General features: G+C 62.9%; 27 protein-coding genes and 1 pseudogene. 14 read left to right on the plus strand and 14 right to left on the minus strand.

Annotation, left to right across the window (positions count from 1 at the left end):
• Positions 1–9: 9 nt before the first annotated feature.
• The gene (locus EFD55_RS25985) at positions 10–360 is read right to left on the minus strand and encodes a DUF2200 domain-containing protein (protein WP_125848831.1); all 351 of its coding nucleotides are present in this window, start codon (positions 358–360) and stop codon (positions 10–12) included.
• A 207-nt stretch (positions 361–567) separates the two neighbouring features.
• On the opposite strand from EFD55_RS25985, the gene EFD55_RS25990 reads away from it, so the two are divergent.
• Together EFD55_RS25990 and EFD55_RS25995 are read left to right on the plus strand one after the other, a co-directional pair.
• Positions 568–1,407 carry an SDR family NAD(P)-dependent oxidoreductase gene (locus EFD55_RS25990; protein ID WP_125848833.1) on the plus strand — a complete coding sequence of 280 codons (840 nt, stop codon included), beginning with the start codon at positions 568–570 and terminating at the stop codon, positions 1,405–1,407.
• 236 nt (positions 1,408–1,643) lie between these two features.
• On the plus strand, positions 1,644–2,201 hold the full coding sequence (locus tag EFD55_RS25995; RefSeq protein ID WP_125848835.1) for a DUF2087 domain-containing protein: 558 nt from the start codon (positions 1,644–1,646) through the stop codon (positions 2,199–2,201).
• Between the two features lie 465 nt (positions 2,202–2,666).
• On the opposite strand, the gene EFD55_RS26005 is transcribed toward EFD55_RS25995, so the two are convergent.
• Entirely contained in the window at positions 2,667–2,867 is a 201-nt protein-coding gene (locus tag EFD55_RS26005) for a hypothetical protein (RefSeq protein ID WP_125848837.1), read from the minus strand.
• A gap of 55 nt (positions 2,868–2,922) precedes the next feature.
• Here EFD55_RS26005 and EFD55_RS26010 point away from each other — a divergent pair, with 55 nt between their 5' ends.
• A complete protein-coding gene (locus EFD55_RS26010) occupies positions 2,923–4,416 on the plus strand; it encodes an FAD-dependent monooxygenase (RefSeq protein ID WP_125848838.1) in 1,494 nt (497 codons plus the stop codon).
• Positions 4,417–4,471: 55 nt separating this feature from the next.
• Here EFD55_RS26010 and EFD55_RS26015 read toward each other — a convergent pair whose 3' ends face one another.
• Positions 4,472–4,891, minus strand: a complete 420-nt coding sequence (locus tag EFD55_RS26015; RefSeq protein WP_245438554.1) for a hypothetical protein — start codon at positions 4,889–4,891, stop codon at positions 4,472–4,474.
• Positions 4,892–5,087: 196 nt separating this feature from the next.
• On the opposite strand from EFD55_RS26015, the gene EFD55_RS26020 reads away from it, so the two are divergent.
• Genes EFD55_RS26020 through EFD55_RS26035 form a run of 4 tightly spaced genes read left to right on the plus strand, consistent with a single transcriptional unit; the run spans position 5,088 to position 8,569 of the window.
• Positions 5,088–6,089: an ABC transporter ATP-binding protein gene (locus EFD55_RS26020; protein ID WP_125848839.1), complete on the plus strand. Its 1,002-nt coding sequence runs from the start codon at positions 5,088–5,090 to the stop codon at positions 6,087–6,089.
• A gap of 43 nt (positions 6,090–6,132) precedes the next feature.
• Positions 6,133–6,933 (plus strand): ABC transporter permease, encoded by an 801-nt coding sequence (locus EFD55_RS26025; RefSeq protein ID WP_125848841.1) that lies wholly within the window; start codon positions 6,133–6,135, stop codon positions 6,931–6,933.
• Positions 6,934–6,936: 3 nt separating this feature from the next.
• Positions 6,937–7,740, plus strand: coding sequence for an ABC transporter permease (locus EFD55_RS26030; RefSeq protein ID WP_125848843.1), 804 nt, complete (start codon positions 6,937–6,939; stop codon positions 7,738–7,740).
• Between the two features lie 19 nt (positions 7,741–7,759).
• Positions 7,760–8,569 carry a DUF1963 domain-containing protein gene (locus EFD55_RS26035; protein ID WP_125848845.1) on the plus strand — a complete coding sequence of 270 codons (810 nt, stop codon included), beginning with the start codon at positions 7,760–7,762 and terminating at the stop codon, positions 8,567–8,569.
• A gap of 87 nt (positions 8,570–8,656) precedes the next feature.
• Here the strand turns inward: EFD55_RS26035 and EFD55_RS26040 are convergent, their stop codons facing one another.
• On the minus strand, positions 8,657–9,061 hold the full coding sequence (locus EFD55_RS26040) for a VOC family protein (RefSeq protein ID WP_125848847.1): 405 nt from the start codon (positions 9,059–9,061) through the stop codon (positions 8,657–8,659).
• A gap of 108 nt (positions 9,062–9,169) precedes the next feature.
• Between EFD55_RS26040 and EFD55_RS26045 the strand changes: the two genes are divergently transcribed.
• The gene (locus tag EFD55_RS26045; protein WP_205909819.1) at positions 9,170–9,652 is read left to right on the plus strand and encodes a MarR family winged helix-turn-helix transcriptional regulator; all 483 of its coding nucleotides are present in this window, start codon (positions 9,170–9,172) and stop codon (positions 9,650–9,652) included.
• A gap of 648 nt (positions 9,653–10,300) precedes the next feature.
• Here the strand turns inward: EFD55_RS26045 and EFD55_RS26050 are convergent.
• Positions 10,301–10,834: a DUF805 domain-containing protein gene (locus EFD55_RS26050; RefSeq protein ID WP_125848849.1), complete on the minus strand. Its 534-nt coding sequence runs from the start codon at positions 10,832–10,834 to the stop codon at positions 10,301–10,303.
• Positions 10,835–10,953: 119 nt separating this feature from the next.
• Between EFD55_RS26050 and EFD55_RS26055 the strand changes: the two genes are divergently transcribed.
• Positions 10,954–11,805, plus strand: coding sequence for a hypothetical protein (locus EFD55_RS26055; RefSeq protein WP_125848851.1), 852 nt, complete (start codon positions 10,954–10,956; stop codon positions 11,803–11,805).
• Between the two features lie 84 nt (positions 11,806–11,889).
• Here the strand turns inward: EFD55_RS26055 and EFD55_RS26060 are convergent, their stop codons facing one another.
• The 3 genes from EFD55_RS26060 to EFD55_RS26070 all read right to left on the minus strand — a co-directional run bounded on the left by EFD55_RS26060 (position 11,890) and on the right by EFD55_RS26070 (position 13,848).
• On the minus strand, positions 11,890–12,540 hold the full coding sequence (locus EFD55_RS26060; protein WP_125848853.1) for a glutathione S-transferase family protein: 651 nt from the start codon (positions 12,538–12,540) through the stop codon (positions 11,890–11,892).
• A 125-nt stretch (positions 12,541–12,665) separates the two neighbouring features.
• The gene (locus EFD55_RS26065; protein ID WP_245438555.1) at positions 12,666–13,022 is read right to left on the minus strand and encodes a DUF6896 domain-containing protein; all 357 of its coding nucleotides are present in this window, start codon (positions 13,020–13,022) and stop codon (positions 12,666–12,668) included.
• A 187-nt stretch (positions 13,023–13,209) separates the two neighbouring features.
• Positions 13,210–13,848 carry a demethoxyubiquinone hydroxylase family protein gene (locus EFD55_RS26070; protein ID WP_125848855.1) on the minus strand — a complete coding sequence of 213 codons (639 nt, stop codon included), beginning with the start codon at positions 13,846–13,848 and terminating at the stop codon, positions 13,210–13,212.
• Between the two features lie 298 nt (positions 13,849–14,146).
• Between EFD55_RS26070 and EFD55_RS26075 the strand changes: the two genes are divergently transcribed.
• A complete protein-coding gene (locus EFD55_RS26075; RefSeq protein ID WP_125848857.1) occupies positions 14,147–14,851 on the plus strand; it encodes a hypothetical protein in 705 nt (234 codons plus the stop codon).
• Positions 14,852–15,285: 434 nt separating this feature from the next.
• On the opposite strand, the gene EFD55_RS26085 is transcribed toward EFD55_RS26075, so the two are convergent.
• The 3 genes from EFD55_RS26085 to EFD55_RS26095 all read right to left on the minus strand — a co-directional run bounded on the left by EFD55_RS26085 (position 15,286) and on the right by EFD55_RS26095 (position 19,843).
• Positions 15,286–17,292 carry an ABC transporter ATP-binding protein/permease gene (locus tag EFD55_RS26085; RefSeq protein ID WP_125848859.1) on the minus strand — a complete coding sequence of 669 codons (2,007 nt, stop codon included), beginning with the start codon at positions 17,290–17,292 and terminating at the stop codon, positions 15,286–15,288.
• A 371-nt stretch (positions 17,293–17,663) separates the two neighbouring features.
• Positions 17,664–18,812 (minus strand): alpha-hydroxy acid oxidase, encoded by a 1,149-nt coding sequence (locus EFD55_RS26090; protein WP_125848861.1) that lies wholly within the window; start codon positions 18,810–18,812, stop codon positions 17,664–17,666.
• Positions 18,813–18,889: 77 nt separating this feature from the next.
• On the minus strand, positions 18,890–19,843 hold the full coding sequence (locus EFD55_RS26095; protein WP_125848863.1) for an acyl-CoA desaturase: 954 nt from the start codon (positions 19,841–19,843) through the stop codon (positions 18,890–18,892).
• Between the two features lie 169 nt (positions 19,844–20,012).
• Here EFD55_RS26095 and EFD55_RS26100 point away from each other — a divergent pair, with 169 nt between their 5' ends.
• Positions 20,013–20,369: a metalloregulator ArsR/SmtB family transcription factor gene (locus tag EFD55_RS26100; protein ID WP_125848865.1), complete on the plus strand. Its 357-nt coding sequence runs from the start codon at positions 20,013–20,015 to the stop codon at positions 20,367–20,369.
• A gap of 274 nt (positions 20,370–20,643) precedes the next feature.
• On the opposite strand, the gene EFD55_RS26105 is transcribed toward EFD55_RS26100, so the two are convergent.
• Positions 20,644–21,651, minus strand: coding sequence for a carbon-nitrogen hydrolase family protein (locus EFD55_RS26105; RefSeq protein WP_125848867.1), 1,008 nt, complete (start codon positions 21,649–21,651; stop codon positions 20,644–20,646).
• A 642-nt stretch (positions 21,652–22,293) separates the two neighbouring features.
• Here EFD55_RS26105 and EFD55_RS26110 point away from each other — a divergent pair.
• The 3 genes from EFD55_RS26110 to dapB all read left to right on the plus strand — a co-directional run bounded on the left by EFD55_RS26110 (position 22,294) and on the right by dapB (position 23,805).
• Complete coding sequence (locus tag EFD55_RS26110; protein ID WP_125848869.1) at positions 22,294–22,509, plus strand: hypothetical protein; 216 nt, start codon at positions 22,294–22,296, stop codon at positions 22,507–22,509.
• Between the two features lie 20 nt (positions 22,510–22,529).
• Positions 22,530–22,892 (plus strand): hypothetical protein, encoded by a 363-nt coding sequence (locus EFD55_RS26115; protein ID WP_245438557.1) that lies wholly within the window; start codon positions 22,530–22,532, stop codon positions 22,890–22,892.
• Between the two features lie 118 nt (positions 22,893–23,010).
• On the plus strand, positions 23,011–23,805 hold the full coding sequence (dapB, locus tag EFD55_RS26120; RefSeq protein WP_125848871.1) for a 4-hydroxy-tetrahydrodipicolinate reductase: 795 nt from the start codon (positions 23,011–23,013) through the stop codon (positions 23,803–23,805).
• 35 nt (positions 23,806–23,840) lie between these two features.
• Here dapB and EFD55_RS26125 read toward each other — a convergent pair whose 3' ends face one another.
• Both EFD55_RS26125 and EFD55_RS26130 read right to left on the minus strand, forming a co-directional pair.
• Positions 23,841–24,770 carry an ornithine cyclodeaminase family protein gene (locus EFD55_RS26125; protein ID WP_183736848.1) on the minus strand — a complete coding sequence of 310 codons (930 nt, stop codon included), beginning with the start codon at positions 24,768–24,770 and terminating at the stop codon, positions 23,841–23,843.
• Between the two features lie 383 nt (positions 24,771–25,153).
• Positions 25,154–25,354: pseudogene (locus EFD55_RS26130) on the minus strand (IS110 family transposase); the annotation flags it as partial.

The following is a 25,354-nucleotide window of genomic DNA, read 5'->3' on the forward strand; positions in this document are numbered from 1 at the left end:
CGCGAGCCGCTATTGCCGCATGATTTTCTCCATCGCCTTCCCCTTGGCGAGTTCGTCGACCAGTTTGTCGAGGTAGCGGATTTCCCGCATGGTGGTGTCTTCGATGTCTTCCACGCGCACGCCGCAGATCATGCCCGTAATCAACGATCGGGCGGGGTTCATCCCGGGCGCCTGCGCAAAAAAATCCTCGAAACTGGTTTTCTCAGCCAACTGTTCGGCGAAAGTCGCCGGGCTGTGTCCCGTCAGCCAGCAGATGATCTCATCGACCTCCGCCTTCGTGCGTCCCTTTTTCTCCACCTTCGCGATATAGTGGGGATAGACGCTCGCGACGCTGACTGAGTAGATGCGATGCTTCGTCATGCCGTCTCCTGTGCAATGGCGAATTTACCAACCTGCCGGCCGGAGGCCAGCCACATCAGAGGCGCATTTTAGCGCCAACGCCGTCAGGATTATAGTTGAGCGCGAGAGATCCTTCTCGAAAAAGCCGTCGCGCCGGACAGGCCGCAGTGCCAATATGACGCCCCAGCTGCTTCGATCGACAGCCCATCATCCAGGAGGCCGGCCATCATGAAAGATGTCGTCACTTTGGTAACCGGTGGAAGTCGCGGCATAGGCCGCGGCATTGCGCTTGCCCTGCTTGCGGAAGGAGCCACGGTCCATGTCACCGGCAGGACCCGTTTCGAGGCGGATGCGAACGTGCCCGAACGCACGGGTTCCCTCGAAGGGCTCGAGCATGAAGCCGCAACGCTGCCGGGACGCCTTTTCGTCCATCGATGCGACCACGGCAGGGATGCCGACACCGAGCGCGTGGCCGAAGAGATCCGCGCCGGCGCCAAGCTTGATATTCTGGTGAACAACGCCTGGCCCGGCTACGAAAACATGGTCGAAGACGGGCATTTCACCTGGCCCCAGCCCTTCTGGGAGCAGCCCGACTGGCGCTGGGACGCCATGATCGGAACCGCTCTGAGGGGCGCCTTCATGATGTCGCGCGCCGTCGCGCCGCTGATGATTTCGGCAAGGCGCGGCCTGATCGTCAACATTTCCTTCTGGGCGGCCCAGCTCTACGAGGGCAATGCGATCTACGGCGTGGCCAAGGCCGCCGCCGACAAGATGGCTGCCGACTTCGCCCATGAGCTCAGCCCGCACAATGTCGCCGCAGCCGCCCTTTATCCCGGACTGGTGCGCACCGAGGCGGTGCTGCGCAATGCCGATTATTTCGACATGTCCAATTCCGAGTCACCCCAGTTCATCGGCCATGTCATTGCGGGGCTCTGGCGCGACCCCAAGCTGATGTCGAAGACCGGACGCGTCCTGGTCGCGGCGGAGCTGGCGCGGGAATACGGCATAGCGGATGTCGGCGGCTACAGACCCATTCCCCTCACCGCCGCGGATTTTGTCCGGGACTGATGTCCCTGCGACGATGCAACCGTCAGGCGCTGAAAAGCCCGCCGAGCTTGAAAACGGTTGAAATATCGCAGTTGAGATGGTAGTCGCTGCATCGGGTCTGCAGTTCACCCAGGCATCGCCGTTCTCCGGAACACGCTAAACCTGACAATCACGAAGATATGGACACCGATCCCGTGCCATGTCGGAAGGGCGATCACCGATCATCCGTTTGGAACGGCACGACCGAAGGATAGGTCATGTCCAGAAAACTCATTCCGCTCACTGTGAGCGACACGTCTTCATTTGCCAAATCGCTCCGCATGCAGCTCTCGGGGCATGATGGGCTTCCCTCTCACCTCCAGTTCCTGAACATGCTGGCGAGGGCTGCCGGTCACGGCAGTTTCCAGAGCCTGCGCGCCAGGGCAGAACCATCGGGCAGTGTGGAAGCCCCCGCCGCACCGGCGCCCGGTGTCGAGGACGAGATCGATCGAAAATTGGTCAACCGCGTCCAACGCAGCTTCGATGACGACCTTCGCCTGATGCGCTGGCCCGCAAGACGCATGGATCAGATAGCGGCGCTTTGGGTTCTCTGGTCCCAAATTCCCGCGGCCAGGGAGATGTCCGAAAAGGAGGTCAGCGCCCTTCTGCGCGACAGGCACCTGTTCGGAGATCACGCCCTGCTGCGGCGTGAACTCTACGAACTCGGCCTGATGACCCGCACGCGCGACGGCAGCATCTACAGGCGCGTAGAGCGGCCGATGCCGGCAAACGCGGCGACGATCCTGCGTCAGCGTTCCCGAAACCGGGGAAGCTGACGTTTCTTGGGTTTTCAGGCAGGAGCAGAATTCAATGCTATGCGACATCAGAACAGCGTGCTTCAGGGGATTTCGCCGGATACGTCTGTCATCCGTCAGGCGGCCCGAAGGGAACGGACAAGCTGGCTTTTTGGCTCCCTCATTCCTGTGCCTGTCACAGGAATCCAGTGCGCCCAAGTCCTTGGGCGCGAAAGACTCTTTCTTTCGAACTATTGATTCATTCACGGCGCGGACGCGCCGTGGCTGGATTCCTGTGACGAGCACAGGAATGAGGGAGCTTGGGGAAACGTTCCCGCTAAATTTTCTGCTGGCATTGCCATCGACGTGAACCGGACGGCAATGGCCCCGTGCCCAGGATCTGCGGCCCTATCGACCGGTTGCAGATGCTTGGGGCACAAACCCGAGCCTGACGGAAGAGGAGTTTGCCGACATGGTCGCTCCCCTGGAACCGACAGGAATGCCACTTCATTCTTCCTTCCCATCGGCCTCGTCGCTCGGAGCCTGCCGCTTGCGGCGCGAACGGAGATTGTCGAAGCCCATGTAATGGTCGACATCGGAGGTGTTCCATCGGCCGCCGACAAAGATGATGGCAATAGCCGCAGCGAAAATGAGCAGGACGTAGATCTTATCCATATCGCCGATATAGGGCGCGCGGAGATCGGGCAAAGGCGGCGCCGGCTGCCGCAACCGGCCAATCGCAACCAGCAGGAGGAATTTGCCGATGACGGAACATGCAGTCGTGATTTCAGGAGCAGGTCCCACAGGCCTCACCTTGGCGGGCGAGCTGGCGCTGGCCGGCATCGACGTCGCCATCGTCGAACGCCGCCCCGACCAGGCGCTTTTCGGCACGCGGGCCGGCGGTCTCAGCGCCCGCACGCTGGAGGTTTTCGATCAGCGCGGCATCGTCGACCGCTTCCTTGCGGCAGGGCAGATCGCCCAGGTCACGGGATTTGCGGTCACGCGCCTTGATATCAGCGATACCCCGACCCGGCACAATTATGGTCTGGCGCTGCGGCAGAAGCATATCGAGCGCATTCTCGCCGGCTGGGTCGGCGAACTCTCGGTGCCGATCTATCGCGGCCGTGATGTGACCTCTTTTGCCGAGGACGGCGCGGGCGTCACCGTCGAACTCTCCGACGGCGCCTCGCTCAGGGCGCGCTACCTCGTCGGCTGCGATGGCGGCCGCAGCCTGATCCGCAAGGCGGCCGGCATTGCCTTTGACGGATGGGACGCGACATCAGGCAATATTCTCGCCGAGGTGGAGATGGCAGAGGAGCCGTCATTGGGCGTCCATCGCACCGCGCTTGGCATCTACGCCTTCGGCCGGGACGAATATGAAATCCGCGACGGCAAGGTCATCTTTGCCAGTGAAGGCCCGATCGGCGTGATGGTGCCTGACAAAAATCCGGGCGCCACTGCCGAGCCAACACTCGACGACCTCAAGCAGGCGCTCATCGCCGCATTCGGAACGGATTACGGCATCCATGGCCTGAAGTGGATCTCCAGGTTCACCGACATGTCGCGCCAGGCGGCGGCCTATCGCAAGGGCCGGATCTTCCTCGCCGGCGATGCCGCCCATGTGCATTCTCCGGTCGGCGGGCAAGGCCTCAACACCGGTGTGCAGGATGCCGTCAATCTCGGCTGGAAGCTCGCCAGGGTGCTGAAAGGACAATCGCCCGACGCCCTGCTCGACACCTATCACGCCGAGCGGCATCCGGTCGGCGCCCGCGTGCTGCGCACGACGATGGCGCAGGTCGCCTTGCAGCGGGCCGATGACCGCACCGAAGCCCTGCGTGATATCATGATGGAACTGCTGGGCATGGACGAGCCCCGCAAACGCATTGCCGCCGAAATGTCCGGCCTTGCCATCCATTACGACCTCGGCCAAGGCCACCCCCTCCTCGGCCGCCGCATGCCCGATCTCGATCTCACCTCATCGGATGGCCCCACCCGCGTCTTCACGCTCCTCCATGACGCGCGGCCGGTGCTCCTCGTTCTCGACGACGCCGGCAGCTTCGACATCACGCCGTGGTCGGACGACGTCACCCTGGTTCACGCCAGATATGCGGGACCATGGGAACTCCCGGCGCTAGGCCCGGTCTCCGCTCCGTCAGCCGTGCTGATCCGGCCCGACGGATATGTCGCCTGGGTCGGCGACGGGACGCAGGATGGTCTTGAAGACGCGATGAAGACTTGGTTCGGACTGCAGGTGTGATTGCCCCAAAAGCAGCTTCCGCCTGAACGAATCTCACATCGTGCTGGTCGTGGCGTCAAACGCTTCCCGCAGCGACGGTTTTCGCCCGATAGCCCTGAATTGCTTCCGCCAAGGCTTTCTCCCTGGCTCTCGCCGCCGTGGACCGACCAAACATCAGACTGGCCGCAATTCCGTACCATCCAAAAAACCATGGTGCGACGAGCACCAGCACCAAAAGAGCCGGCATTGCTAAAATAGCCAAGACTATTCCGCCAAATTGGCCAAGATTCTCGAGCAGCAGAATAATCGGCAGAACAACAGGCAGCGGGGCAATGCACCACCAGAAAATCACTATGAATGCGATCGGAAGCATCGCCAAAAACGGCACCTGCATCGCCAGGCGCAGTGCCCAAAGCTCGCTGCGATGACGGTAGCATGTGATCAGCTGCCAAAATTTAACCAAGTCATTCAACCCAAGATCGCGTCGCGCGGACATCCGAAAATCCATGCTGATTTACGACAGCAAGGAGCAAGATGGAAGGAGCAACATTGCCTCAGCATCACGAGTGACTACGGTCGATGTGATCGCCCAAACCTCAACTTACCCTTGCACGAATCCCACATCGCGCTAGCCTGCACTCTCCACCCCTGTCGCCGCCGAGTCGGCTGAATTATCCTCTGGGGAAATAGACATGACGGCTTTGATCGAGGCCCGGGGCGTCAGCAAGCGCTTCCGGCAGCACAGGCGATTTCCCGGCCTCCTCGGCGCCTTCAGGACGCTGGTGACAAGCGAATATACCGAGGTCACCGCCGTTTCCGATATCGGCTTCGATATCGAGGCCGGCGAGGCTGTCGGCTATCTCGGGCCCAACGGCGCCGGCAAATCCACCATGATCAAGATGATGACCGGCATTCTGGTGCCGAGCGACGGCACGGTTTCCGTGCTCGGCCGCACGCCGCATCTCTCCCGCATGGCCAATGCCCGCGAGATCGGCGTCGTCTTCGGCCAGCGAAGCCAGCTCTGGTGGGATCTGCCGCTGATCGACAGTTTCACCCTGCACCAGCGCATCTATGATATCCCGGTCGCCCGCTATGCCGACAATCTCCGCCACTTCAGCGAGCTGCTCGATCTCACGCCCTTCCTCGATCGCGCCGTGCGTCAGCTGAGCCTCGGCCAGCGCATGCGCGCCGAGATCGTCATGTCGCTGCTGCATGATCCGAAGATCCTCTTCCTGGACGAGCCGACGATCGGCCTCGACGTCGTCGCCAAGGATGCCGTGCGGCGCTTCCTCGCCGAGATCAACCGCGAGCGCGGCGTCACCATCATCCTCACCACCCATGACCTGCAGGATATCGAGACCATCTGCCCGCGGCTGATCATGGTCGATCACGCCAGGCTGATCTTCGATGGCGAATTGAAGAGCCTGCGCGCCGCCCTCGGCTCGGCCCGGCGGTTGACGCTGGAATTTTCAACCGACCCCGGCCCGCTGCCGCTCCACACCGCTTCGCTCGTCAGCGACGAAGGCCTGCGCAAGAATTACCTGATCGAGCGGGAAGACGTGTCCCTGGTGAAAATCTTCTCCGAGGTGGGCAGCAATCGCGGCCTGAAGGACGTGGCACTGCACGAGCCCGATATCGAAGAGGTCATCCGCACCTTCTACCAGCGCCGCAATGCGAGAGCCCGGGCATCATGAGCGCCTATCTCGCCTTTGCACGCAACGCCCAGGCGCCGACACCATGAGCGCTTACCTTGCTTTCGCACGCAGCGCCTTTCACGCGCAACTCGCCTACCGCAACGAAGTCTGGGCCAATATCTTCGGCAAGCTGGTGCAGGTCTTCGCCCGCGTCGCCATATGGCTTGCCGCCTTTGCCGGCATCGGCGGCGCCGTGGTCGAAGGCGTCTCCCTGCAGCAGATGGTGACCTATGCGCTGCTCGGCGGCGCGGTCATGGGCGCGACCCGCCCCGAAAGGATCATCAGAGAGATCGGCCAGGCGCTGAAGTCAGGCGATATCGCAGTCTGGCTGCTGAAACCCATCTCCTATCCGGTCTATGTCTTCGCCAATGAATGCGGCAGCTTCGGCTATCGGCTGATGACCCAGGTCGTCCCGACCGTCGCTATCACAGCGCTGTTTTACGGCATGCTGCCGCCGGCAAGTGCGTTCGATGGCGTCATGTTCGTCGCCTTCTGGGTGCTCTCCTTCGTCCTGCTGTCGCTTATGTCGGCATTCTGCGGTTTCATCGCCTTCTGGCTGATGACGAGCTTCTCGCTGGACTGGATCCTCGGCGCCCTGCTGCAACTCTTCTCCGGCCTGCTGGTGCCCTTCTGGTTCTTCCCCGAACCGCTCGCCACCGTCGCCCGCCACCTGCCCTTCGCCTGGGTGGTCTATTATCCCAATGCCGTCTATCTCGGCAGGCTTTCAACGGCCGAGGTCTGGCTCCATTTCGGCCTTGGTCTCGCCTGGGCGGCCGTGTTCCTCGCCGGCGTCTTCTGGCTCTGGCGCTGCGCCTCCACCCGCATCACCGTGCAGGGAGGCTGACTGATGCTCATCCATCACCTTCGCGTCCTTCCCCTGCTGGTGCGCATGCATGTCCGCTCGCAGCTGGAATATCGCGGCGCCTTCTGGCTCGATCGCCTGGCGCAGATCCTCTCCTATGGCAGCGTCTTAGCCACCATCGGCATCCTGCTCTCGCGCTTCGATACGTTGGGGGGCTGGCGCTGGCCGGAGCTCGCGCTGCTTTTCAGCTTCCAGCTGCTCGCCTATTCGCTGGGCGCGGCGATGAGCTTCACGCAGCTGCGCGACCTCGAGGAGCTGGTGCGTCTCGGCACTTACGATACGCTGCTGGTCAAGCCCTTCAGCCCCTGGGCCTATCTGATCTTTTCCGGCCTCAACATCGGTTATACCGGCCACATCCTCCTGGCAGTGCCGCTGATGGGCTGGGCCGTCCTCTCCGTCGATGTCGCCTGGACGGTTCCCTCGGCGCTGTTCTTCATCGCCGCAATCATCAGCGCCACGCTGCTGACCGCCGCCATCATCACCATGATCGGCGCCACGGCGCTGATCTGGGTGCGCTCCAACCACCTCTTCTCGATCTTCTTCGGCTTCTGGGAGCTGACGCGCTACCCCCTGAACATCTTCCCCGGCGGCATCCAGCTCGTCCTCATCACCGCCGTACCGCTCGCCCTCACCAGCTCCGTCCCCGTCGGCGCCCTCCTCGGCAAACCCATCCCGATCCTCGGAGACTGGGCAGGCGCCGTGGCGCTGGTGGCCGGTCCGCTCTGGGTGCTGATAGCGATGGCCTATTGGCGCTATGCCAACAGCAGGTATCAGGGCGCGGGTGGGTGATGGCGAAGGGAGCCGTGGAATGAATTTGCTGGAATTGCTGAAATCGATGATCGGCATTCGCAAGCGGCAGGACGAGCCCAATGGCGCGCCCAAAGATGGCGCGTCGAGCCAAGCGGCGATGGAATCGGCACTTCTCATGCTGCAGCAGATGCTCCGACCCGCCGTCTTCGGCGAAATCGGCGGTGAGAGGCCTGAGAAAGACAACCGGGCCAGAAGCTGGTGGGGCGGAAACTTCCTTGGCGCGGAGGGCGAGGCTGTGCCTGTCTGCGAGGCCTCCGGCCGGCCGATGCATCCGCTCCTTCAGATCCGGCTGGATGAACTTGCCGAGGCCCTTCCTGCCTTTTCCGGCATTGCCTTCATCACCATCTGGATGGACCTCGAAGACGTCCCGCTTGACGATGCCGAGAATGGCAAGGGCTTTGCCGTCCGCACCTATCCGGCGATCGCCGGCCTCGTGCCGATCGGTCCCGGCTACAGGGAAAGCGACGCACTTCCGACTTTCCCGGTTCTATGGCGCGCAAGCGCCCCGGAACAGCCAAGCTGGGACGATATCGCCTTCGAACTCCCGGACCGCGTCGCGCAATCCAACGATAGTGATTGGTTCTTCAAAAGCCGCTACGCCACAGAGGCCAATCAGCACCGCCGCACATGTCCCGTGAAACTCGGCGGCTGGCCGACCTGGATCCAAGGCGATAACTGGCCCGAGGACGGCGAGTTCTGCCTTCAGATCGACAGCAACGACAAAGGTCGCCTCTATGTCGGAGATGCCGGATCGATCTATCTCTTCCGAACGCCCGGCGGCTGGGTGATCAGGTCGGACTTCTACTGACGCAGGCCTGTTGCGGAACCAGAGCGAAAAGCGGCAAAAGCGCCGGCCAGCGACCTGCCGCGCGGCGCTCATTGCGTAGCTTTACGTTCAGGCGTTCGCCGCCGGGTTCATCCATACAATTTCCCAAACATAGCCATCCGGGTCCTCAATGTGGCGGTTGTACATGAAGCCAAGATCCTGTGCCGGGTTGGGATCGGCGCGACCGCCCGCCGCAACCGCGCTGTTCACTGTCGCATCGACGGCGTCGCGGTCATCGACAGTGAGGACGATCATTGCCTGACTGTCGCGCCGTGCGTCGCCGATCGGGCGTGTGGTGAATTCGCGGTAGTGGTCATGGGTCAGCAACATCACCCCGATCGTGTCCGAGAACATGAGCGAGGTGGATTTCTCGCCCGAAAAATGCGGGTTCACAGTGCCGCCGAGCGCCACGTAGAACGCCGTCGACGCCGAGAGGTCACGGACAGGCAGGTTCACGAAAATCATTTTGGGCATGAATTTCTCCTTCTCCAGGGCTGCACCCCGCGTTATTGTCTTGCTACAATGTTAGTAGATGTAATGTATCTTAATAGCAAGATACATTTTACCGAGGGAATATTTGCCATGGATCGTGCCGAGGCCGCAGCTAAGGAATGGGCTCGCGAGCGCCCCGAGCTTCCAATGTTGCCTGTTGAAACGGTAGGTCGCCTGCTTGATGCCGCCGCGCGCGTGATCCGCGATCACATGAACCCGTTGCTCAAGGAAGCCGGCCTGAACGTAGGTGAATTTGATGTGCTCACACCGCTCAGACGCGCCGGTGAACCCCATATGCTTTCACCTACGCAGCTCTACGAATCCGCAATGATCACCTCGGGCGGCATGACGAGCCGCCTGGACCGGCTCGAGCGCGCTGGGCTGGTTGAACGACGCCCCGATCCCAACGACCGGCGCGGCAAGCAAATTGCGCTAACGACCGGCGGCAAGCGCGCGATAGACGATTTGATTGGTCCGATGGTGGCGCTGGAAGAGCGATTAATCTCCGTGCTAACGCCGGCCGAGCAGGAAACTCTGAACGCTCTACTGAAGAAATTGCTCACCGGCCTCTAGGTCGTTGTCCACGTCAGCACTCACCTCTCCCTCTGAATCAATGGATCCCGACCCTGGATAAACAGCGTCTTCCGTGCCCAAGGACTTGGGCGCACCGGTTGCCTGTGACGTCCCTCGAGTTAGACCCGAGGAAGGGAACGAGGGCCGAGAGGTTGGGAACCAGGGCGCCGCAGCAAGCCTACCGGCCAAAACGATTCAAAGCGACGTCTGCCCCAAAAACTCCGCCTTGGGACCTTGGTCCAACTAGTTCCAATTGCGGAATGATCTAAGATCGGAGCCGTCCTGCACAGAGGACCCGAGGGAAGCCTGGCACTTGAGATTGTGCCTCTGCGTAAGCCAGGCTTCCTCCCGACCTCGCCGCACTTCTACTGAAGCCAATTCAGCCCTTGGGCTCGCCTTCACCATTCTTGGATGCGGACGAGCCCCTTTTATCGGGCCAGGTGTATCGCAGCTCCTTCCAGAATTGCCGCATTTGCCGAATCAGGCCGGGGCGCAGAAACGCATCCAGCTCTTCAGAGCCTCGCCGTATTCTTTCCTGTTCATCTTCCACCGCGAACTCCAGTTCCGCGGTCGAAGACAACACGCGCGCCGCGGCAGTTCACACTATCCAATCCGGAATGAAAGATCGACAAGACGACGCACCGAGGCTTACAGCCCCCTGCGGCCGAAGGTGGCTCCGTTGCGGCCCGGCAGACGCTGCGCCGGAGAAGCTTCCACCCTGGCCGAACGCATCGGAGTGGGCGGCGTATCGAAGGTCGGATCGGCCGGGACGTGATAGTTGCTCGGCAACAAGAGCAGGCCGAGGCCGTAGGCAATGTTCGCGCCCTTTACCAGCTTCGAGATAAGCTCGGTCATCGGCCATTCCCGCATCAGCAGCGCGATAAGAAATGCAACGACGTTGACCGCCAGGGCTGCCGTCATCACGATGCGCGGGTCCCAGCCTATATCTCGTATTCGCGCGGCCTGGATGCTGAGACTCATCCAGACGGAAGGCAAAGCGGCGATCGCCAGGATAAGAAGCACCGCGCCCGCCCCCATGCCCGGCCTGCTCATGGCCTGCGGCTTCGCGATCCAGAAGCCGACGGCAACGATACAGACGATGATGAGCGACGTGACCATGCACGCGACCCGATATTGCCACCTCGTCAAACGCCCGCGAAAGGCGAATAATACATCCAGCATTGCAACCCCCTGCCTCAAGTGCAACACATCACACAACTTCTTCAAAGCTTTGAATCAGATCGCTAAAATGCGAGACAATCACGCGCCTCCCGCCACCGGCGGCAACACGGATCGAACACATGCGCTTCTATCGCCCGACATTCGAACTCGCCGCCTTGCAACAGCCGCAGGATCGTCTTGTCTCCAAGCTCGGCGGCCGGCCGTGGGGCTTTCCGCAGGCCCGCTGGCCCGTCTGCCCCGACTGCTTCTATCCCATGAGCATGGTCGCGCAGCTCGAGCATGATCCGCCGGCGATCGATCTCGGTTCGGCGGGCGGCGTGCTGCATCTCTTCTTCTGCGCCAATCTCCTCTGCCTCAGCTACGGCGCCGGCGGATGCGAAGCCGTGATCTTGAGATGCGAGGAAATCGGACACGGCCTGACGGAACAGCCGCCGGATGAGGATGGCAACCAGAGCATCAATGGCGAAGTCTGGATCTCCGGCTGGGAACCGCATGACGATCCCGTGCCGCCGGAGCAGGTCTCCTCCTTTTACGACGATGGCGATCACATGAACCTGCCCGACGACATTGCCCAGCCCTTCGGCTTCGACAGCCGCTGGAACACCAAGGCTGGCGGAGTGCCTTACTGGACCGGCAATGGCGTGACGCTCGACCCATCCAGCATTACCTGCCCGCCTTTCGAGTTCCTCCTGCAGATCCATCAGATGGTCTATATCGACGGTGCTGCGCCTCCAGCCGACGTCGTCGGCTGCACCGTCAGCATCTACAAGGAAATCGCAGGCGAGACCGAATGGGAACACCACGCTCCCACCAAACCGCCTGCCGCCTCATCCCCGATGTCGGTCATCGCAGAACACGGCGCCCAGTCCTATGGCGTCGATTTCGTGAATTTCGGCTCCGACGGCACCGCCTTCGTCTTCATCGACCGCCACTCCACCCCGCCGATCGTGCGATGGCACTGGAGCCGCTGAGGGTGAGATGACACGCATAAAAACAAAGACTTAATCGGATCGCATGAATCAGATTCTCCGCGACGCGAAAACGGCCAACCCTCGTCACTCAGCCGATGCGGCTTTAAACACCGCCAACTGAGCGGCAAAGGCACGCTGATAAGCAGGCCGCGCTTCGCCGCGGGCGAGATAGGCCGAAAGGTTCGGATGTTCCGCCAAGAGCTCCGATCCCTTCAGCCGCAGCAGCACCGAGATGATCTCCAGGTCTCCCGCGCTGAAGGCGCCGTCGAGCCAGTCGGCGTCGCCGAGGTGGGCGGAAAGTTCGCTCAGCCGCGTGCGGATGCGTTTTTCGAGGAGAGGAAGCCGCGCGTCGTGCCAGCTCTCGCCGCGCTCGAAAATCCTTGCCATCTCGCGTTCGATGACAACAGGCTCCATCGTGGCGACCGCGGCAAAGATCCATGCGATCGCCCGCGCCCGGCCGTTGGTATCGCTCGGCAGCAGGCCCGGATAGCGCTCCGCGATATGCAGCACGATCGCCCCGGACTCGAACAAGGCGAGATCGCCTTCCTCATATGTCGGAATCTGCCCGAAAGGTTGCAGCGCCAGATGCGCAGGCGTCTTCATCGCCTGGAAGGAGAGAAGACGAACCTCGTAAGGCTCGCCCACTTCTTCGAGCGCCCAGCGAACCCGCATGTCGCGCGCGAGCCCCCTGCCGCGATCCGGCGACCGTTCAAAGGCGGTAATGGTAATGGTCATTGTCATTCTCCATAGCTGGTCCCCCTTGAAGACGGCCGGCCAGACGGAATTCCGACACCCATGCCCAATATAGTGCCGGCGGCGGGATCCAGATGGCTCTAAGCGCACATGGCTGCCGGACCGACCTATTGGGTTCTGCGATTGTGCTCCAATACGGCTCGTTCCGCATCCGCCCGTTGGGTTGCAATGCCCATCGATTCCAGAAACAGCGTGAGCCTCCACCAATCCACTTTCGCGCAATCTCCAAATTGATCATGCATTTCCACAACCAGATGTGGAACAGGTTCCTCTCTCTCGAACCTCAAGCCCACGCCGTGTTTCGCAAACTTCCACCGCTGCCCGTCAACGACGAGCATTCCCGATCGAGGGAAATTGAGCAGATGCGTAAAGTCATTCGCCTGCGGGTAGCTCTGGCTGAATGCCGAAAGCAGTTGATGCTGAAAGTTCAAGAGTTCATGAATTTTCGACGAGTAAAACGACAATTGCATCTCCAAAGAGGATTTGCAGCTCGCGTCCGACCCGGTCGACGAATTGACGGTGTCTCCGCCCAAATCCACTGCGCGAAGTAGGCAGAACTAACGCGGCCACCGTCAAGGGCACACTCGAGAACTCGTCCTTCTTGAAGACGGCCGGCCAGACGGGATTCCGACACCCATGCCCAAATGGGCGTTATATCTCGCGCGCAATTTCGGCGCGCATCCAGCTCGAATCTCCCCAGGTGGAGAGCCAGATCATCAGGTCGGTCAGGGCGCCGACGACGGGCAGGAACAATGCGCGGCCCAGCCCCCGGCCTTTCTGATTATCTTCGGCTTTTCTCAGATGCGCCAGTTCCTCCTCCTGGATCGAGGCGATCAGGGCATGGAGATCGCGATCGCGCGTCAGAAGGAAAGCCAGCTGGTCCTCCAGATGGCGGTGGACGGTGCCCTCGACGGCTTCGGTGCAGATCCAGATCATGTTGCGCCCGCAAAGCGCGGTCAGGAAACCGAGCACGGCGCCGCCGAGGCTCCAGAACGCCATTACGCGGCAGGCCTTGGCGAGCCTTGCCGGCATCGCCTCGTAAAACAGCCGGCAATGCTCGATCTCGTCTTCGCGCATCTCTTCCAGCGCCGGCACCATCTCCGGAAACAGCCGCCGCGCCACCGCAATCTGGGCACCGTAGATCCTGATCGCACCGAACTCGCCGGCATGGTTGACCTTGAGAATGCGGCGGATGGTGATGGAGGGATCACGCGCCAGCTGCCTGTTCTCTGGCCTGTTCTCAGGCCTCTTCTCCGGCCTGCCTGACGGTTCTCTTGACGGATTGTCCATGCCCCTGCCCCCGTTGCCTCAGTGAAGTAGGCAGGATTGCCGCCGCTCCCGTCAAGGGGTGCCGCGGCTCCGGATTTTCCGCCCGACCAGCTTGCGCCGTCGGCCAACGGCCCGCCGGCGAAAAAATCGTTAAGCATTCGGCCACGTCTAGGACCATAGACCCAGCGGCTCCGGACCATCGCCCGATGTGCGACTCGCGATCTCCATCTAATCTTCGTCTGCTTGAGCGAATGCGGCCCGCGCCGCGCCTGGCGAGCCTCGATTATCGAGATTTCATGCTCTGGTTCGGAGAAAAACGATGCGCATAGCAATTCTGGCACCCCTCTTTGCCGCGTCTCTGGCTCTTGCCGCAAGCCCGGTAACGATTATCGGGCTCGATGCGGCCGCCCTGGCAAAGGACGGCGGCAATGGTGGCGGAAACGGCGGCGGCAATGGCGGTGGCAACGGCGGCGGTAATGGTGGCGGCAACGGCGGCGGTCACAGCGAAAACCATGGCGGCGGCAACGGAAACGGCAACGACGACCAGGACAGCGGCTCCACCCATGGCAGCCTCAAATCCCAGGGCGGCGAACACGGCAAATCCGGCGAGGCCCATGACAAGTCCGAAAACAAGTCCGGCAAGTCCGAAAACACCAAGTCAGGCAAGACTGTCACCACCAAGGAGAAGAACGTCTCCGCCCAGCTTGCCGGCCTGAATTCGCTGCATCGCAATTACAGGGCGCTGATGCACACCTCGGATCCGCGCATGACGGCGATCTCAGCCTATGCGGTGGCCTATGCCCGATACGAGATCGCCAACGGAACCGAGCCTTCGCCCGACGATCCGCTGCTCGGAGACGAGGCCCTGGAAGACGCATTGGCCTCCGCCACCAAGTCAGGCGAAATCAGCCCCGCTGCCTTCGACCGTGCCAAGACCATTCTCGGCGTCGGCGATGCAAACGGCAAGATCGACCAGATCCGCGAGTCGCTCGAGAATTCCGCCTCGACGACGACGCAAGAATAGCCGCCCGGCGAAAGCCACCCACGGCATCGTCCTCCCGCGCCTGTGACCCCAAGGCGCGGGACCCTCTTGCGCTTCTCATCCCGGGGCGCGCAGGCCAAGGCCGGAGCCTCGAAGGACACGCCGCAACGCTGCGCCTAGCATCCACCCCAGCGCCGGCACCCTTCGAGGCCCCTGCAAGGCATTTCAAGACGTTGTGCCGTGTGGCACCCCCCTCTGCCCTGCCGGGCATCTCCCCCACAAGGGTGGAGATCGGCAGGAGGCTTGACCATCGCTCCCTCTCTAACGGCATCGACAATCACAATGCCTGAGTTTGGGCTTGAATTGTTTGGGGAAGCCATCTCGCCCAGCCGATCTCCACCCTTGTGGGGGAGATGCCCGGCAGGGCAGAGGGGGGTAGCCCCACGGCACACCCTTTCCTCATCGTCAACCCGACCTCAATTCCCGTTCCGCGGCCCCTCCACCTTGCTCAACCGCGTCTTGCCCCTCGGAAGCGCGCGCCCATCCTCCAGCAGGCGCAGGAGCACGTTGCGTTTTCTTGCGCGTGGGACGAGATCGATATCGCTGACGAGCTTTGCGCCGCCTTCGCGCCGCTCCAGGGTGATCTTGCGGCTGTGGAAGGCTTCGAGTTCGGCGCGGTGGGCGACGCTGACGATGGTGACCTTCGGCAATTGCTCGATCACCATCTCCATCATTTTGTCCTGGCTCTTCTCGTCGAGCGCCGAGGTCGCTTCATCGAGCACGATGATATCGGGATTGTGCAGGAGTAGGCGCGCAAAGGCGAGCCGCTGCTTTTCGCCGCCGGACAAGGTCTGATCCCACGGCGCTTCCTCCTCGAGCTTGTCCTTCAGGTAGTCGAGCCCGACCTTGTCGAGCGCCGCCTTGATCTCCTCCAGCGGCCAGCCGTCGGCGGCATTGGGATAGGCGACGGCGCGGCGCAGCGTGCCGGCGGGGATATAGGGCCGCTGCGGCAGCATGAACAATCGCCTGTCGGCGTGGAAATCGACGCTGCCGTGGCCCCAGGGCCAGAGGCCAGCGATGGCGCGCACCAGCGTGCTCTTGCCCGAGCCGGATTCGCCCGCGACCAGCACACGCTCGCCCGGCTCGATCTCGACCTGCGTCTCCTTGACCACAGCGGTGCCGTCATCCAGCGACACGGCGAGATCGTTGAGGCTCAGCATCGCCTCGCCTTCCGTTTCGCCATGCCGGATGCGCCCGAGCGCGTCGCTCTGTTCGGCGCGCTCCAGCCCGTCGAGCGACATCATCAAGGAGGCGACGCGCCGCGCGCAGGCGTTCCAGTCGGCAAGGCGCGGGTAATTATCAACAAGCCATCCGAAGGCGCTTTGCACGATGGCGAAGGCGGAGGCCGCCTGCATGACCTCACCCAGCGACATGCTGCCTTCGAGAAATTTCGGCGCGCAGAGCAGCACCGGCACGACGGGCGCAATCAGCATCGAGCCGTGCGAGACGAAGGTCGTGCGCATATGCTGGTGCGCAAGCTGCGCCCATTGCTTCAGCACGTTGGAGAATGTCTTGTCGAGGTCGCTGCGCTCCTCCTCCTCGCCGCCGAGTAGCGCGATGCTCTCGCCGTTTTCCCGCACATGCGTCAGCGTATAGCGAAACTCGGCCTCCACCTGGTTCTTGACCTCGGAGACCCGCACGAAATGCCGCCCGATGACGGCGATCGTCGTCGAGGTGATGATGGCGTAAAGCACCGCCGTGACGACGAGAAAGCCGGGAATGGTGACGGACGCCCCGGCGATCGGCAGGGTCAAAGCCCCGCCGATCGTCCAGAGCACGACGATGAAGGTCGAGGCCGAGAGAAAGGCGGAGATGACGCCGGCGATGAAATCGACGGGCGCCTCGGTGGCGATCCTCAGATCCTCGGAGATACGCGCCTCCGGGTTCTTGTGATCGCCGCCGATGAGGTTCAGCTGATAATATCGGCCGTTTGCGAGCCACCGGGCGATCAATGCAGTCGCCAGCCACTTGCGCCAGCGCCGCTGGATCATCATGCGGACATAGACCTGGAAGGTGACGAGCGCCACGCTGCCGAGCACGAGCGGCGGGAACACGGCGCCGAAGAAATAGACGGTGCCGGCATCGTGTCGCTCGATGGCGTCGAAAATCCCGCGGTTCCAGAGATTGATGCCATACTGGAAGCCGACATTCATACCGATCATGACCAGCAGCCCGATGGAGCACGGCCAGGCGAAGCCGTCACCGCCGCGTCCCCAGTAACCGCGCGCGCTAATCCAGAACCGCTTCAGCAAATATTTCCGGCGCGCCTGCTCGGCCTCCTCGGGCGTCAGGTCCTTGTCGGGTTCGATGGCATCCGGCGGCGGCCCGGCCTCAACAGTCGATGCCTTCGCTTGGCGCGACTTCTCGGCACCTTGCGCATCGGCGCCGTCGACCGATTCCAATTTCGATGTTACGTCGGCCATGTGAGCGACAACGGCTCAGAAATCGAAAGGTTTCACGATGCCGGTGCGGAAGATCGCTTTGGGAGGCTGGTCGGGAAAATAAGGCAGCCGCCGCCCTGCATTCATCGCCCGCCAGCGCGTCATCTGCCTTTCGCTTGCCGCTCAAGGCGTTCGTCGCTCGCGCTTCTCACCCCCCTCATCTGCCCTGCGGGCATCTTCTCCCCGCTGGGACGAAGAGGGAGCAAGCCGCGAGCTTCCTGCCACACCGATGCTTTCAACTAGGGCGAGACGCTGCCACGAGTCCGCTTCTCCCCAGCGGGGAGAAGATGCCGGCAGGCAGATGAGGGGGCTGAGCGGCAAAACCGCGAACGCGCGAAGCGCAAGCAAACCCCTCAGCCGCGAAACCGCAAATTCCGCCGCGTCAGCTGGCTGACCGAGGTACACCCCATCAGCTTCATGCCGCGCTCGATCTCGGTGCGCATCGTCTCCAGCGCGCGCTCGACGCCAGGCTGTCCGGCCGCGGCCAGCGGGAAGAGATAGTAGCGGCCGAGCCCGACGGCTTTTGCTCCCAGCGACAAAGCCTTCAGAACATGCGTTCCCCGCTGCACGCCGCCGTCCATCATCACGTCGATCCGGTCGCCCACCGCATCGACAATCTCGGCGAGCTGGTCGAAAGCGCTGCGCGAGCCGTCGAGCTGCCGCCCGCCGTGGTTGGAAAGCACGATGCCGGTGCAGCCGATCTCGACCGCGCGCTTGGCGTCCTCCACCGACATGATGCCCTTCAGGCAGAATTGCCCGCCCCAGGCCTGCACCATCTCGGCGACATCGTTCCACGACATCGAGGGGTCGAGCATCTCGGTGAAGTACCGGCTGATCGACAGCGAGCCGCCGTCCATCTTGACGTGGTTTTCGAGCTGCGGCAGGGCGAAGCGCTCATGCGTCAGCCAGCCGATCGCCCAGGAAGGCTTGATCGCGAATTGCGTCATGCCGGCGAGATTGAGCTTGAAGGGAATGGAAAAGCCGGTGCGCTTGTCGCGCTCGCGGTTGCCGCCGGTGATGCTGTCCACCGTCAGCATCATTGCCTGCACACCTGCGGTCTTCGCCCGCGCCATCATCTCGCGGTTCAGCCCGCGGTCCTTGTGGAAATAGAACTGGTAGACCTGCGGCCCGCTGCTGATCTGCCGCGCCTCCTCCAGGCTGATCGTGCCGAGCGAGGAAACGCCGAACATCGTGCCGTATTTTGCCGCCGCCGCCGCCACCGCCCGCTCCCCCTGATGGTGGAAAAGCCGCTGCAGCGCCGTCGGCGAGCAATAGACCGGCATGGCAAGCTTCTGCCCCATGACCGTCACCGACATATCGACATCGGCCACCCCACGCAAAACGTCGGGCACCAGATCGCAATTCTCGAAGGCCGCCGTGTTGCGCCGATACGTCACCTCGTCATCGGCCGCCCCATCGATATAGTCGAAGATCGGCCCGGGAAGCCGCCGTTTGGCCATGCGCCGAAAATCGTGAAAATTATAGCAGTCCGTAAGGCGCATCTTTGCTCGACCCGTTTTAGTTTCGGGCCGCAACCTAAAGCACGATTCGAAACCTTGCCAAGGCCGGATCGCGCGATTTACGGCCTGTCGGGGAGGATATCGCCTCTTGGATAACCGTCAGCGGCGGTTTCCGATGCTATGACGCGCCTCAGCCCCTCCCTCGGTACGATCATGTGCGGGAGCTTGATCGCCGAAGCCAGGCCCAGGCCTGCCAGCAACCGGATGAAATGCCAGCCGAGATCCAGCTGCCCCGGCTCGATGCCGAGCCTGGCCGATTCGGGAAAGGCGTGATGGTTGCCGTGGAAACTCTCGCCGAAGGTCACCAGCCCGAAACGCGGCAGGTTATAGCCCTGCACCGCGACGTTATCGACGCGCCAGTCCTGATCGCCGCCGCGATGGGCGAAATGACCGACCAGCCAATGCCCGGTCAGCGACACCGATATCCGCACGGCAATTCCCCACACGGCCCAAGACAAACCGCCGAGGGCCAGCAGCAGGAGCGCGACCGGAATCTGCTGCACCATCCATGTCGCCTCGAGGAAACGATAGAAGCGGTCGCGCCGCACGCGCTCCTCGATGACGAAACGTGGCGGACGATCCAGCACGACGGCGCAATGCATCTGCCAGAAAGCGTCGATGAAGAAAGACCGCCGATGCGCATAAAGATCATGGCAGTCCCGCTGCCGTTGCGCCCAGTCGCGAATGTCGTGCGCGTAGATCATGCCGAAAGGGCCGGCCATGCCGACCAGCGTCCCGAGATAGACGAGAAGGTGCTCGATCCAGAGGGGAGTGCGGAACGAGCGGTGGATCAGTAGCCGGTGCATGCCGACGGAATGGCCGAGGCAGATCGTGACGGCGGTCAGGAGAATGAAGACGGCAAAGGCGCCGGGGGTGAAGGTCAGCGGCCCGCCGATGACGGCAATCACCGTCATCGCAATGATCCAGATCGACTTTGCGGGCACCCAGGCCACACGGCCTCTCAGCGGATCGCTGTCGTTGTCGATCATGCGCCCGGTCGAAATGCTGCTCATGGCAAACTCCTTCCCCTCGGGCGCATTCTCCGCTTGAACGCCGCCCACCAATTCAGTATTTAAGGAATTACCTAATTACTTTGCATCAGCGAAAACAATTAAGCAATACATTAACTGCTTAATTCCTTACGCGATCGATGCGACGATGCCGCAGGCACGGAGACCGGATTTGGAAGACGAGGCTTTTGACGACATGATGGAAGGCAGTTCCACCAGTGCTGCCCAGCGGGTATTCCACGCGCTATCAAGCGCGCCGCGGCGCAAGATCCTCGCCTATCTCTCGGCATCGGGGCTGACCGCCGGCGAAATCGCCGACCGCTTCAGCATGTCCAAGCCCGCCGTTTCGCAGCATCTCTCGGTCCTCGAAACCGCGGGCCTGATCAAGCGTGAGAAACAAGGCCAGTTCGTCCACTATTCCCTGATCGAGAACAATCTCGTCAACGTGCTCAACGGCTTCGTGCAAGAAGTCTGCCCGGTCGGCCGACCGATCAAGAAGGAAAGCCAGGCGCGCGCCCGCACGAAGTGAGAAGGCACCACCAGCGCACCCGCCCCGCCCTTCGAGGCCCCTGCGGGGCACCTCAGGGTGAGGCTCTCTTGGACGCTGGCGCGATATTCCCCCGCGCCCTTCACCGGCGCGATAGTCTCCAGCGCGCCTTGTGGGCGCGGCATCCTCTAACGCTCCCTATCGGCGCGGCACCCACCAACGCTCCTCATCCTGAGGTGCGCAGGCCAAAGGCCGGAGCCTCAAAGGACACGCCGCAGCGTTGCTCCTTGCATTGGTCCGCCGCCGGCCCACCCACCTAGAACATATCCCGCCCGTCGCTGCGCGGGTCGCCTTCCACCCGGTGCGGATCGTAGAGACCGGACCGGGCCTTGCGCCGCCACGGCCGGGAGAGATCGTCGGGATTGTCGTCGATATCGGCAAGCGATATCGCGGGCACTCCATCCGCCGGGCATTGCGCCATCCATCGGCCGCCGGGGGCGACGATGCCGGAAGAGGCGGGCTGACCTTCCAATCCGGGATAGGTCAGCATCGAGAAACTGACCCAGTAGCTGTTGGTCGCCGCATGTCCTTGTGCCTCGGCACCGAAGGACGGCTCGTTGGGCGGCGACCCGCCTGTGGTCGAGAACAGCACGCAATGGACATCGAGCCGCTCATATTCGCTGAAGATCTCGGGATAATGGCACTCCATGCCGAGCGAGCAACCGAAGCGGATGCCGTCGATCTCGAAGGTGACGGGGATAGAACCCGGCGTGTACATGAAAGAGATCTTGGTGTTGGAAAGCAGCCGTTCGTCGTAGCGTGTCACCAGCGCGCCGCGATCGGAGACGACATAGAGGCTGTTGTGCGGCCGGTGCGGCTCGGTCAGCCGGTGCACTGATCCGAACACCACCCACAGCCCGAGTTCGCGCGCGAGGCTGCGCGTCTGATCGAGCTCCTCGCGCAGCACGGCCCATTCGAACCGGCGCCAGTCGGAAGGCCCGATTTCCCCAGGGCCGATCGCCGACATGATGCGTTTGTTCGGTGCGCAGGTCGCCCCTTCGGGAAAATGCAGGAGCCGGGCGCCCGCCTCCCGCGCCTGCCGCATCAGCCCGCGCATCTCCCGCCCGCTTTCGCGAAGCCCGGCAATATCGCGGGGGTCGTCGTAACATCTGGTCTGCGCAACAGCCAGACGCAGCCGTTTGATCTCAGGACCTTCGTCTTTGGTGAAAGCTCGGCGCATCTGCATGAGAGCGGTCGTGTAGGACTCGCCCGTCTTGGCAGCGCGGGCGCGCACGCGGCGTTTGAAGTTTCCGTTTTCGGTCATGTCTCGGTCTTTCCTGTCTCGGACGGCATTCCCCGGCAAGCACGTCCCAGACATCAGGACCAAGGTTGACGACCCGAGACGAAAAAGTCCCTTTGCCTCCTGATGAAGACCCTGCCGGGGAGGATAAAAGGAGGTTCGGCGGAAGGTCGCGCCAGACAAAAACATGCCGCCACGACCCCGATTCGTCAATTCCCGGAGACGGCTGACTGGCGCCGCCTCCAGTGATCTACGGCAGCGCCGGAGCACCCGCCCCGCCCCGCCCTTCGAGGCTCCTGCGGAGTCATCATCGCGCATATCGCAAAAAGCAATATCCCGCAGCCCCTCATCCGGCTGCCGCCACCTTCTCCCCGCCCGCGGGGAGAAGGGAATGTGCCGCAACCTCTCCATCCACCTCCAACCTTTCGCATGGCACGTCCCCTCTCCCCGCGCGCGGGGAGAGGGTTAGGGTGAGGGGCAATCGCGACATCCTCCAACGCTCCCGCAGCGCCGCTCCTTGCATTCGTCCGCCGCCGGCGCGCGCGCCCCGCCCTTCTAGTCTCCCTAGACCACGGCATCTGAGCGCCGGCAGCGAAATTGAGTGTCCTCCGGCAAAAACTCGTGCGAAACTGCACCTGCCCGCCACGATCAGGAAAGCCGGACGCCATGCACAAGTTCACCGTTTCGATCACCCGGGAGATCGAGGCCGACACCGCCGAGGAGGCCGCCCTGCTCATGTATCAGGAGCTTGCCACAGGCCAGGTTCCCGATCGCTATGCGGTCACCGACGAGGCGAAGGTGACGACGGACGTGAAGCTCGACCGGAACAAGGCGGACGAATTCGCCAGCATCGACCACACCGCCGACCCCGGCAATTGGTAGGACCGGGCGAGCTGAAGAGCATGCTGGAATACGACCCGTACTACCCGACGATCCTGCCGCCAGGCATCGCGCTCGCGCTTGTCTTCGCGATGAACATCCTGGCTACTCTCTTGGCCATTTTCGTTGCGCGCAAGATGAAGCGGCGCAAGTGGCTGCCGCATGCAGTCGCATTCCTGTGGGTACTCTTCTCGACATTTATTCTGTGCGAACTGGCGCTGCCGACCATGGCGCCGGGCGAAGAGGCCGGACCTGGCGAGGGGCTCATTCTGCTTCCCATCCTGGAGCAAACACCGATCGTGCTCTTTGTTTACGCGCTCGTTTTGCTGTTCCTGCGCTTGAACCGTTCAGCAGCCGGGCAAGACAGATCCGAGCTATTTCGATGAGCGGCGTTCTGCTGCGGCAACGCGGGCAGCAATCCGGCTTTGCACCGGCCCCGAACTGCGGTAGTCGCCTCGTCCCATCCTCCTCGCAGCAACCGCCGAGCCACCACAAGGACAGACCGTGACCTCACCTCTCAAAATAGCCGTCGCCGGCGCGAACGGCCGCATGGGTCGCGCCATCCAGTCCTTGCTGGGGGCCGATCCCGGTTTTGCGTTCGTCGGCGGCATCGGGCGTCCCGGCTCGGCGGGTGCGGGGCTGATCGATCGTTCGGCCGCGATCGGGGTGGCTGATGTGATCCTGGATTTCACCACGGGCAGTGCCGCGGCCGAACTGGCGGGCCTCTGCGCAGCAGCCGGCGGACCGGCGCTGGTGATCGGGGCGACCGGTTTCGAGCCGGATGAGCTGGAACTGATCGCGGAGGCCGCCGGCAGCATTCCCATCCTGCGCTCCGGCAATTTTTCGATCGGCCTCAACATGCTGATGGGCCTCGTCGCGCAAGCCGCGCGCGCCCTTCCCGCTGAGGGTTGGGACATCGAAATCCTCGAAGCCCATCACAACAGGAAGATCGACGCGCCATCCGGCACGGCGCTGATGCTGGGGGAAGCCGCCGCTAGCGGCCGCGGCGTTTCGCTCGCCTCCGTCGAGCGGCGCGCCCGGGACGGCATCACCGGCGAGCGCCCGCAAGGCGAAATCGGCTTCGCCGTCCTGCGCGCCGGCGGCATCGTCGGAGAGCACAGCGTCCTCTTCGCCGCCGCCGAGGAGGTCATCACGCTCTCCCACTCCGCCCTCGACCGCGCCATGTTCGCCCGCGGCGCGCTTGCCGCCGCCCGCTGGCTCGCCGGCCGCGCCCCCGGCGAATACAGCATGCGGGATGTGCTGGGTCTGGCGCCGGGCGCCGGCGGACAAGCCGGGTGAATACAGCGGCTTGAAGCGCGTCCTTGAATCAATTTCTACGCAGGTGCGCCCAGGACATCGAGAATGGCCGAGGCAACGACGACTTCGGTTCCGGCAAGGCCGACGGAGCAGAACAGCGTCGTATCCTCCGGCGATCCCCGCCCGCCTGCACGGCCTGCCATGATATCGGCGAGATCGGCCATGCGGTGCTCATGGCCGGAGCCTGCGAGGAAAAACGGCGAGGCGTAGGCGCGGGTCTGTTCCGGGGAGTCCGTCGCGATCACGTCGGCCGCATCGGCGATATCGAGTCCGAGTTCGTGTCCGTCGCACGTCTTCGGCCCGACGGTATTGATATGAACGCCGGGCTTCAAATCCGCCGCATGGATGACGGGCGCTCGGCTCGCCGTCGCTGCGATGACGATGTCGGCGTCGTCAACGGCCTCGCGCGCGCTGCCGACAGGCACCACCTCCAGCCCGAGTGCACGCTCCATCTCGTCGGCAAAGGCGGCACGGCGTTTCTCGTCAGGGCTGAAGACGCGGGCGCGCTCCAGTTTTCGAACGGCAGCGGCTGCCGCAAGCTGGGTCCTCGCCTGCGCTCCGCTGCCGAGGATGCCGACGCTCCTTGCATCGGGCGCGCTCAGATGCCGGATGGCGACGCCGCCGATCGCGCCGGTCCTCAGGCTGCCGAGCCGCTCGCCGAGCACGATCCCCTTGAGCCTGGCGTCGTCAACAGACCAGACCGCGACGATCTGGCAATGCTCCGCCCCGCCGAATGTCTCATAGACCCGAAAACCCGCAAGCGGCGCCTCGCCGAGGATGCCGCCGATGGTAAAGACCAGATCGCCCCGATCGCCAAAGGAAACATGATGCCGGGGCGGAGAGATCAGCCGATCGCCCGCCCGGGCCAGAAAAGCCGCCTCGAGCGCATCGATCGCAACAGCCATCAACCCGCCATCGTTTAGATCTTCGTCCCCCAGGATTTTCATCACGGCAATCTCCAGTTCAGGTGGCAACCTGCAACCCCAACCCAGCTTGAGGTCAAGAGACCGGACGCTTTGCACGTGCTGCGAGTGGCGGGAATGATGCAAGGAGCGGCGCTGCGCCGCATGCTTCGAAGCTCCACCCTTGGGGCTGCGCACCCGTGTGGCACCCCCCGCTGCCCTGCCGGGCCCGGGGTCGAGCCACGGGTCTCGACCCGTCCTTCGGACCCCCCACAAGGGTGGAGATTGGCTGGGCGCACCGGTTTCCCCAAACAACTCAAGCCTTGTGGTCGTCGGTGCCGTTTGAGAGGGAGCGATGGTCAAGCCTCTTGCCGATCTCCCCACCTGTGGGGGAGATGCCCGGCAGGGCAGAGCGACTGTCTTGGAAGTCAAGCGTTTTGCCATGCTTTCTGGTCCCGAATGATGGCGTTGAGGATGGTGAGCAGTTTGCGCATGGCAGCCACGGTTGCGACGATCTTCGACTTGCCTGAAGCGACCAGGCGATCGCGGAAGGCTTTTAGAACCGGGTTATGGCGGCAGGCCACCAACGTGGCCATGAACAGCACGGCGCGCACCGTTGCCCGACCGCC

The organism is Rhizobium pisi, assembly GCF_003938655.1.
Taxonomy (GTDB): domain Bacteria; phylum Pseudomonadota; class Alphaproteobacteria; order Rhizobiales; family Rhizobiaceae; genus Rhizobium; species Rhizobium pisi.

What these genes read in the sequence shown, in the direction of transcription:
- EFD55_RS25985 (WP_125848831.1), bottom strand. Translation starts at nt 360, where the DNA reads ATGACGAAGCATCGCATCTACTCAGTCAGCGTCGCGAGCGTCTATCCC.
- EFD55_RS25990 (WP_125848833.1), top strand. Translation starts at nt 568, where the DNA reads ATGAAAGATGTCGTCACTTTGGTAACCGGTGGAAGTCGCGGCATAGGC.
- EFD55_RS25995 (WP_125848835.1), top strand. Translation starts at nt 1,644, where the DNA reads ATGTCCAGAAAACTCATTCCGCTCACTGTGAGCGACACGTCTTCATTT.
- EFD55_RS26010 (WP_125848838.1), top strand. Translation starts at nt 2,923, where the DNA reads ATGACGGAACATGCAGTCGTGATTTCAGGAGCAGGTCCCACAGGCCTC.
- EFD55_RS26015 (WP_245438554.1), bottom strand. Translation starts at nt 4,891, where the DNA reads ATGTCCGCGCGACGCGATCTTGGGTTGAATGACTTGGTTAAATTTTGG.
- EFD55_RS26020 (WP_125848839.1), top strand. Translation starts at nt 5,088, where the DNA reads ATGACGGCTTTGATCGAGGCCCGGGGCGTCAGCAAGCGCTTCCGGCAG.
- EFD55_RS26025 (WP_125848841.1), top strand. Translation starts at nt 6,133, where the DNA reads ATGAGCGCTTACCTTGCTTTCGCACGCAGCGCCTTTCACGCGCAACTC.
- EFD55_RS26030 (WP_125848843.1), top strand. Translation starts at nt 6,937, where the DNA reads ATGCTCATCCATCACCTTCGCGTCCTTCCCCTGCTGGTGCGCATGCAT.
- EFD55_RS26035 (WP_125848845.1), top strand. Translation starts at nt 7,760, where the DNA reads ATGAATTTGCTGGAATTGCTGAAATCGATGATCGGCATTCGCAAGCGG.
- EFD55_RS26040 (WP_125848847.1), bottom strand. Translation starts at nt 9,061, where the DNA reads ATGCCCAAAATGATTTTCGTGAACCTGCCTGTCCGTGACCTCTCGGCG.
- EFD55_RS26045 (WP_205909819.1), top strand. Translation starts at nt 9,170, where the DNA reads ATGGATCGTGCCGAGGCCGCAGCTAAGGAATGGGCTCGCGAGCGCCCC.
- EFD55_RS26050 (WP_125848849.1), bottom strand. Translation starts at nt 10,834, where the DNA reads ATGCTGGATGTATTATTCGCCTTTCGCGGGCGTTTGACGAGGTGGCAA.
- EFD55_RS26055 (WP_125848851.1), top strand. Translation starts at nt 10,954, where the DNA reads ATGCGCTTCTATCGCCCGACATTCGAACTCGCCGCCTTGCAACAGCCG.
- EFD55_RS26060 (WP_125848853.1), bottom strand. Translation starts at nt 12,540, where the DNA reads ATGACCATTACCATTACCGCCTTTGAACGGTCGCCGGATCGCGGCAGG.
- EFD55_RS26070 (WP_125848855.1), bottom strand. Translation starts at nt 13,848, where the DNA reads ATGGACAATCCGTCAAGAGAACCGTCAGGCAGGCCGGAGAAGAGGCCT.
- EFD55_RS26075 (WP_125848857.1), top strand. Translation starts at nt 14,147, where the DNA reads ATGCGCATAGCAATTCTGGCACCCCTCTTTGCCGCGTCTCTGGCTCTT.
- EFD55_RS26085 (WP_125848859.1), bottom strand. Translation starts at nt 17,292, where the DNA reads ATGGCCGACGTAACATCGAAATTGGAATCGGTCGACGGCGCCGATGCG.
- EFD55_RS26090 (WP_125848861.1), bottom strand. Translation starts at nt 18,812, where the DNA reads ATGCGCCTTACGGACTGCTATAATTTTCACGATTTTCGGCGCATGGCC.
- EFD55_RS26095 (WP_125848863.1), bottom strand. Translation starts at nt 19,843, where the DNA reads ATGAGCAGCATTTCGACCGGGCGCATGATCGACAACGACAGCGATCCG.
- EFD55_RS26105 (WP_125848867.1), bottom strand. Translation starts at nt 21,651, where the DNA reads ATGACCGAAAACGGAAACTTCAAACGCCGCGTGCGCGCCCGCGCTGCC.
- EFD55_RS26110 (WP_125848869.1), top strand. Translation starts at nt 22,294, where the DNA reads ATGCACAAGTTCACCGTTTCGATCACCCGGGAGATCGAGGCCGACACC.
- EFD55_RS26115 (WP_245438557.1), top strand. Translation starts at nt 22,530, where the DNA reads ATGCTGGAATACGACCCGTACTACCCGACGATCCTGCCGCCAGGCATC.
- EFD55_RS26125 (WP_183736848.1), bottom strand. Translation starts at nt 24,770, where the DNA reads ATGAAAATCCTGGGGGACGAAGATCTAAACGATGGCGGGTTGATGGCT.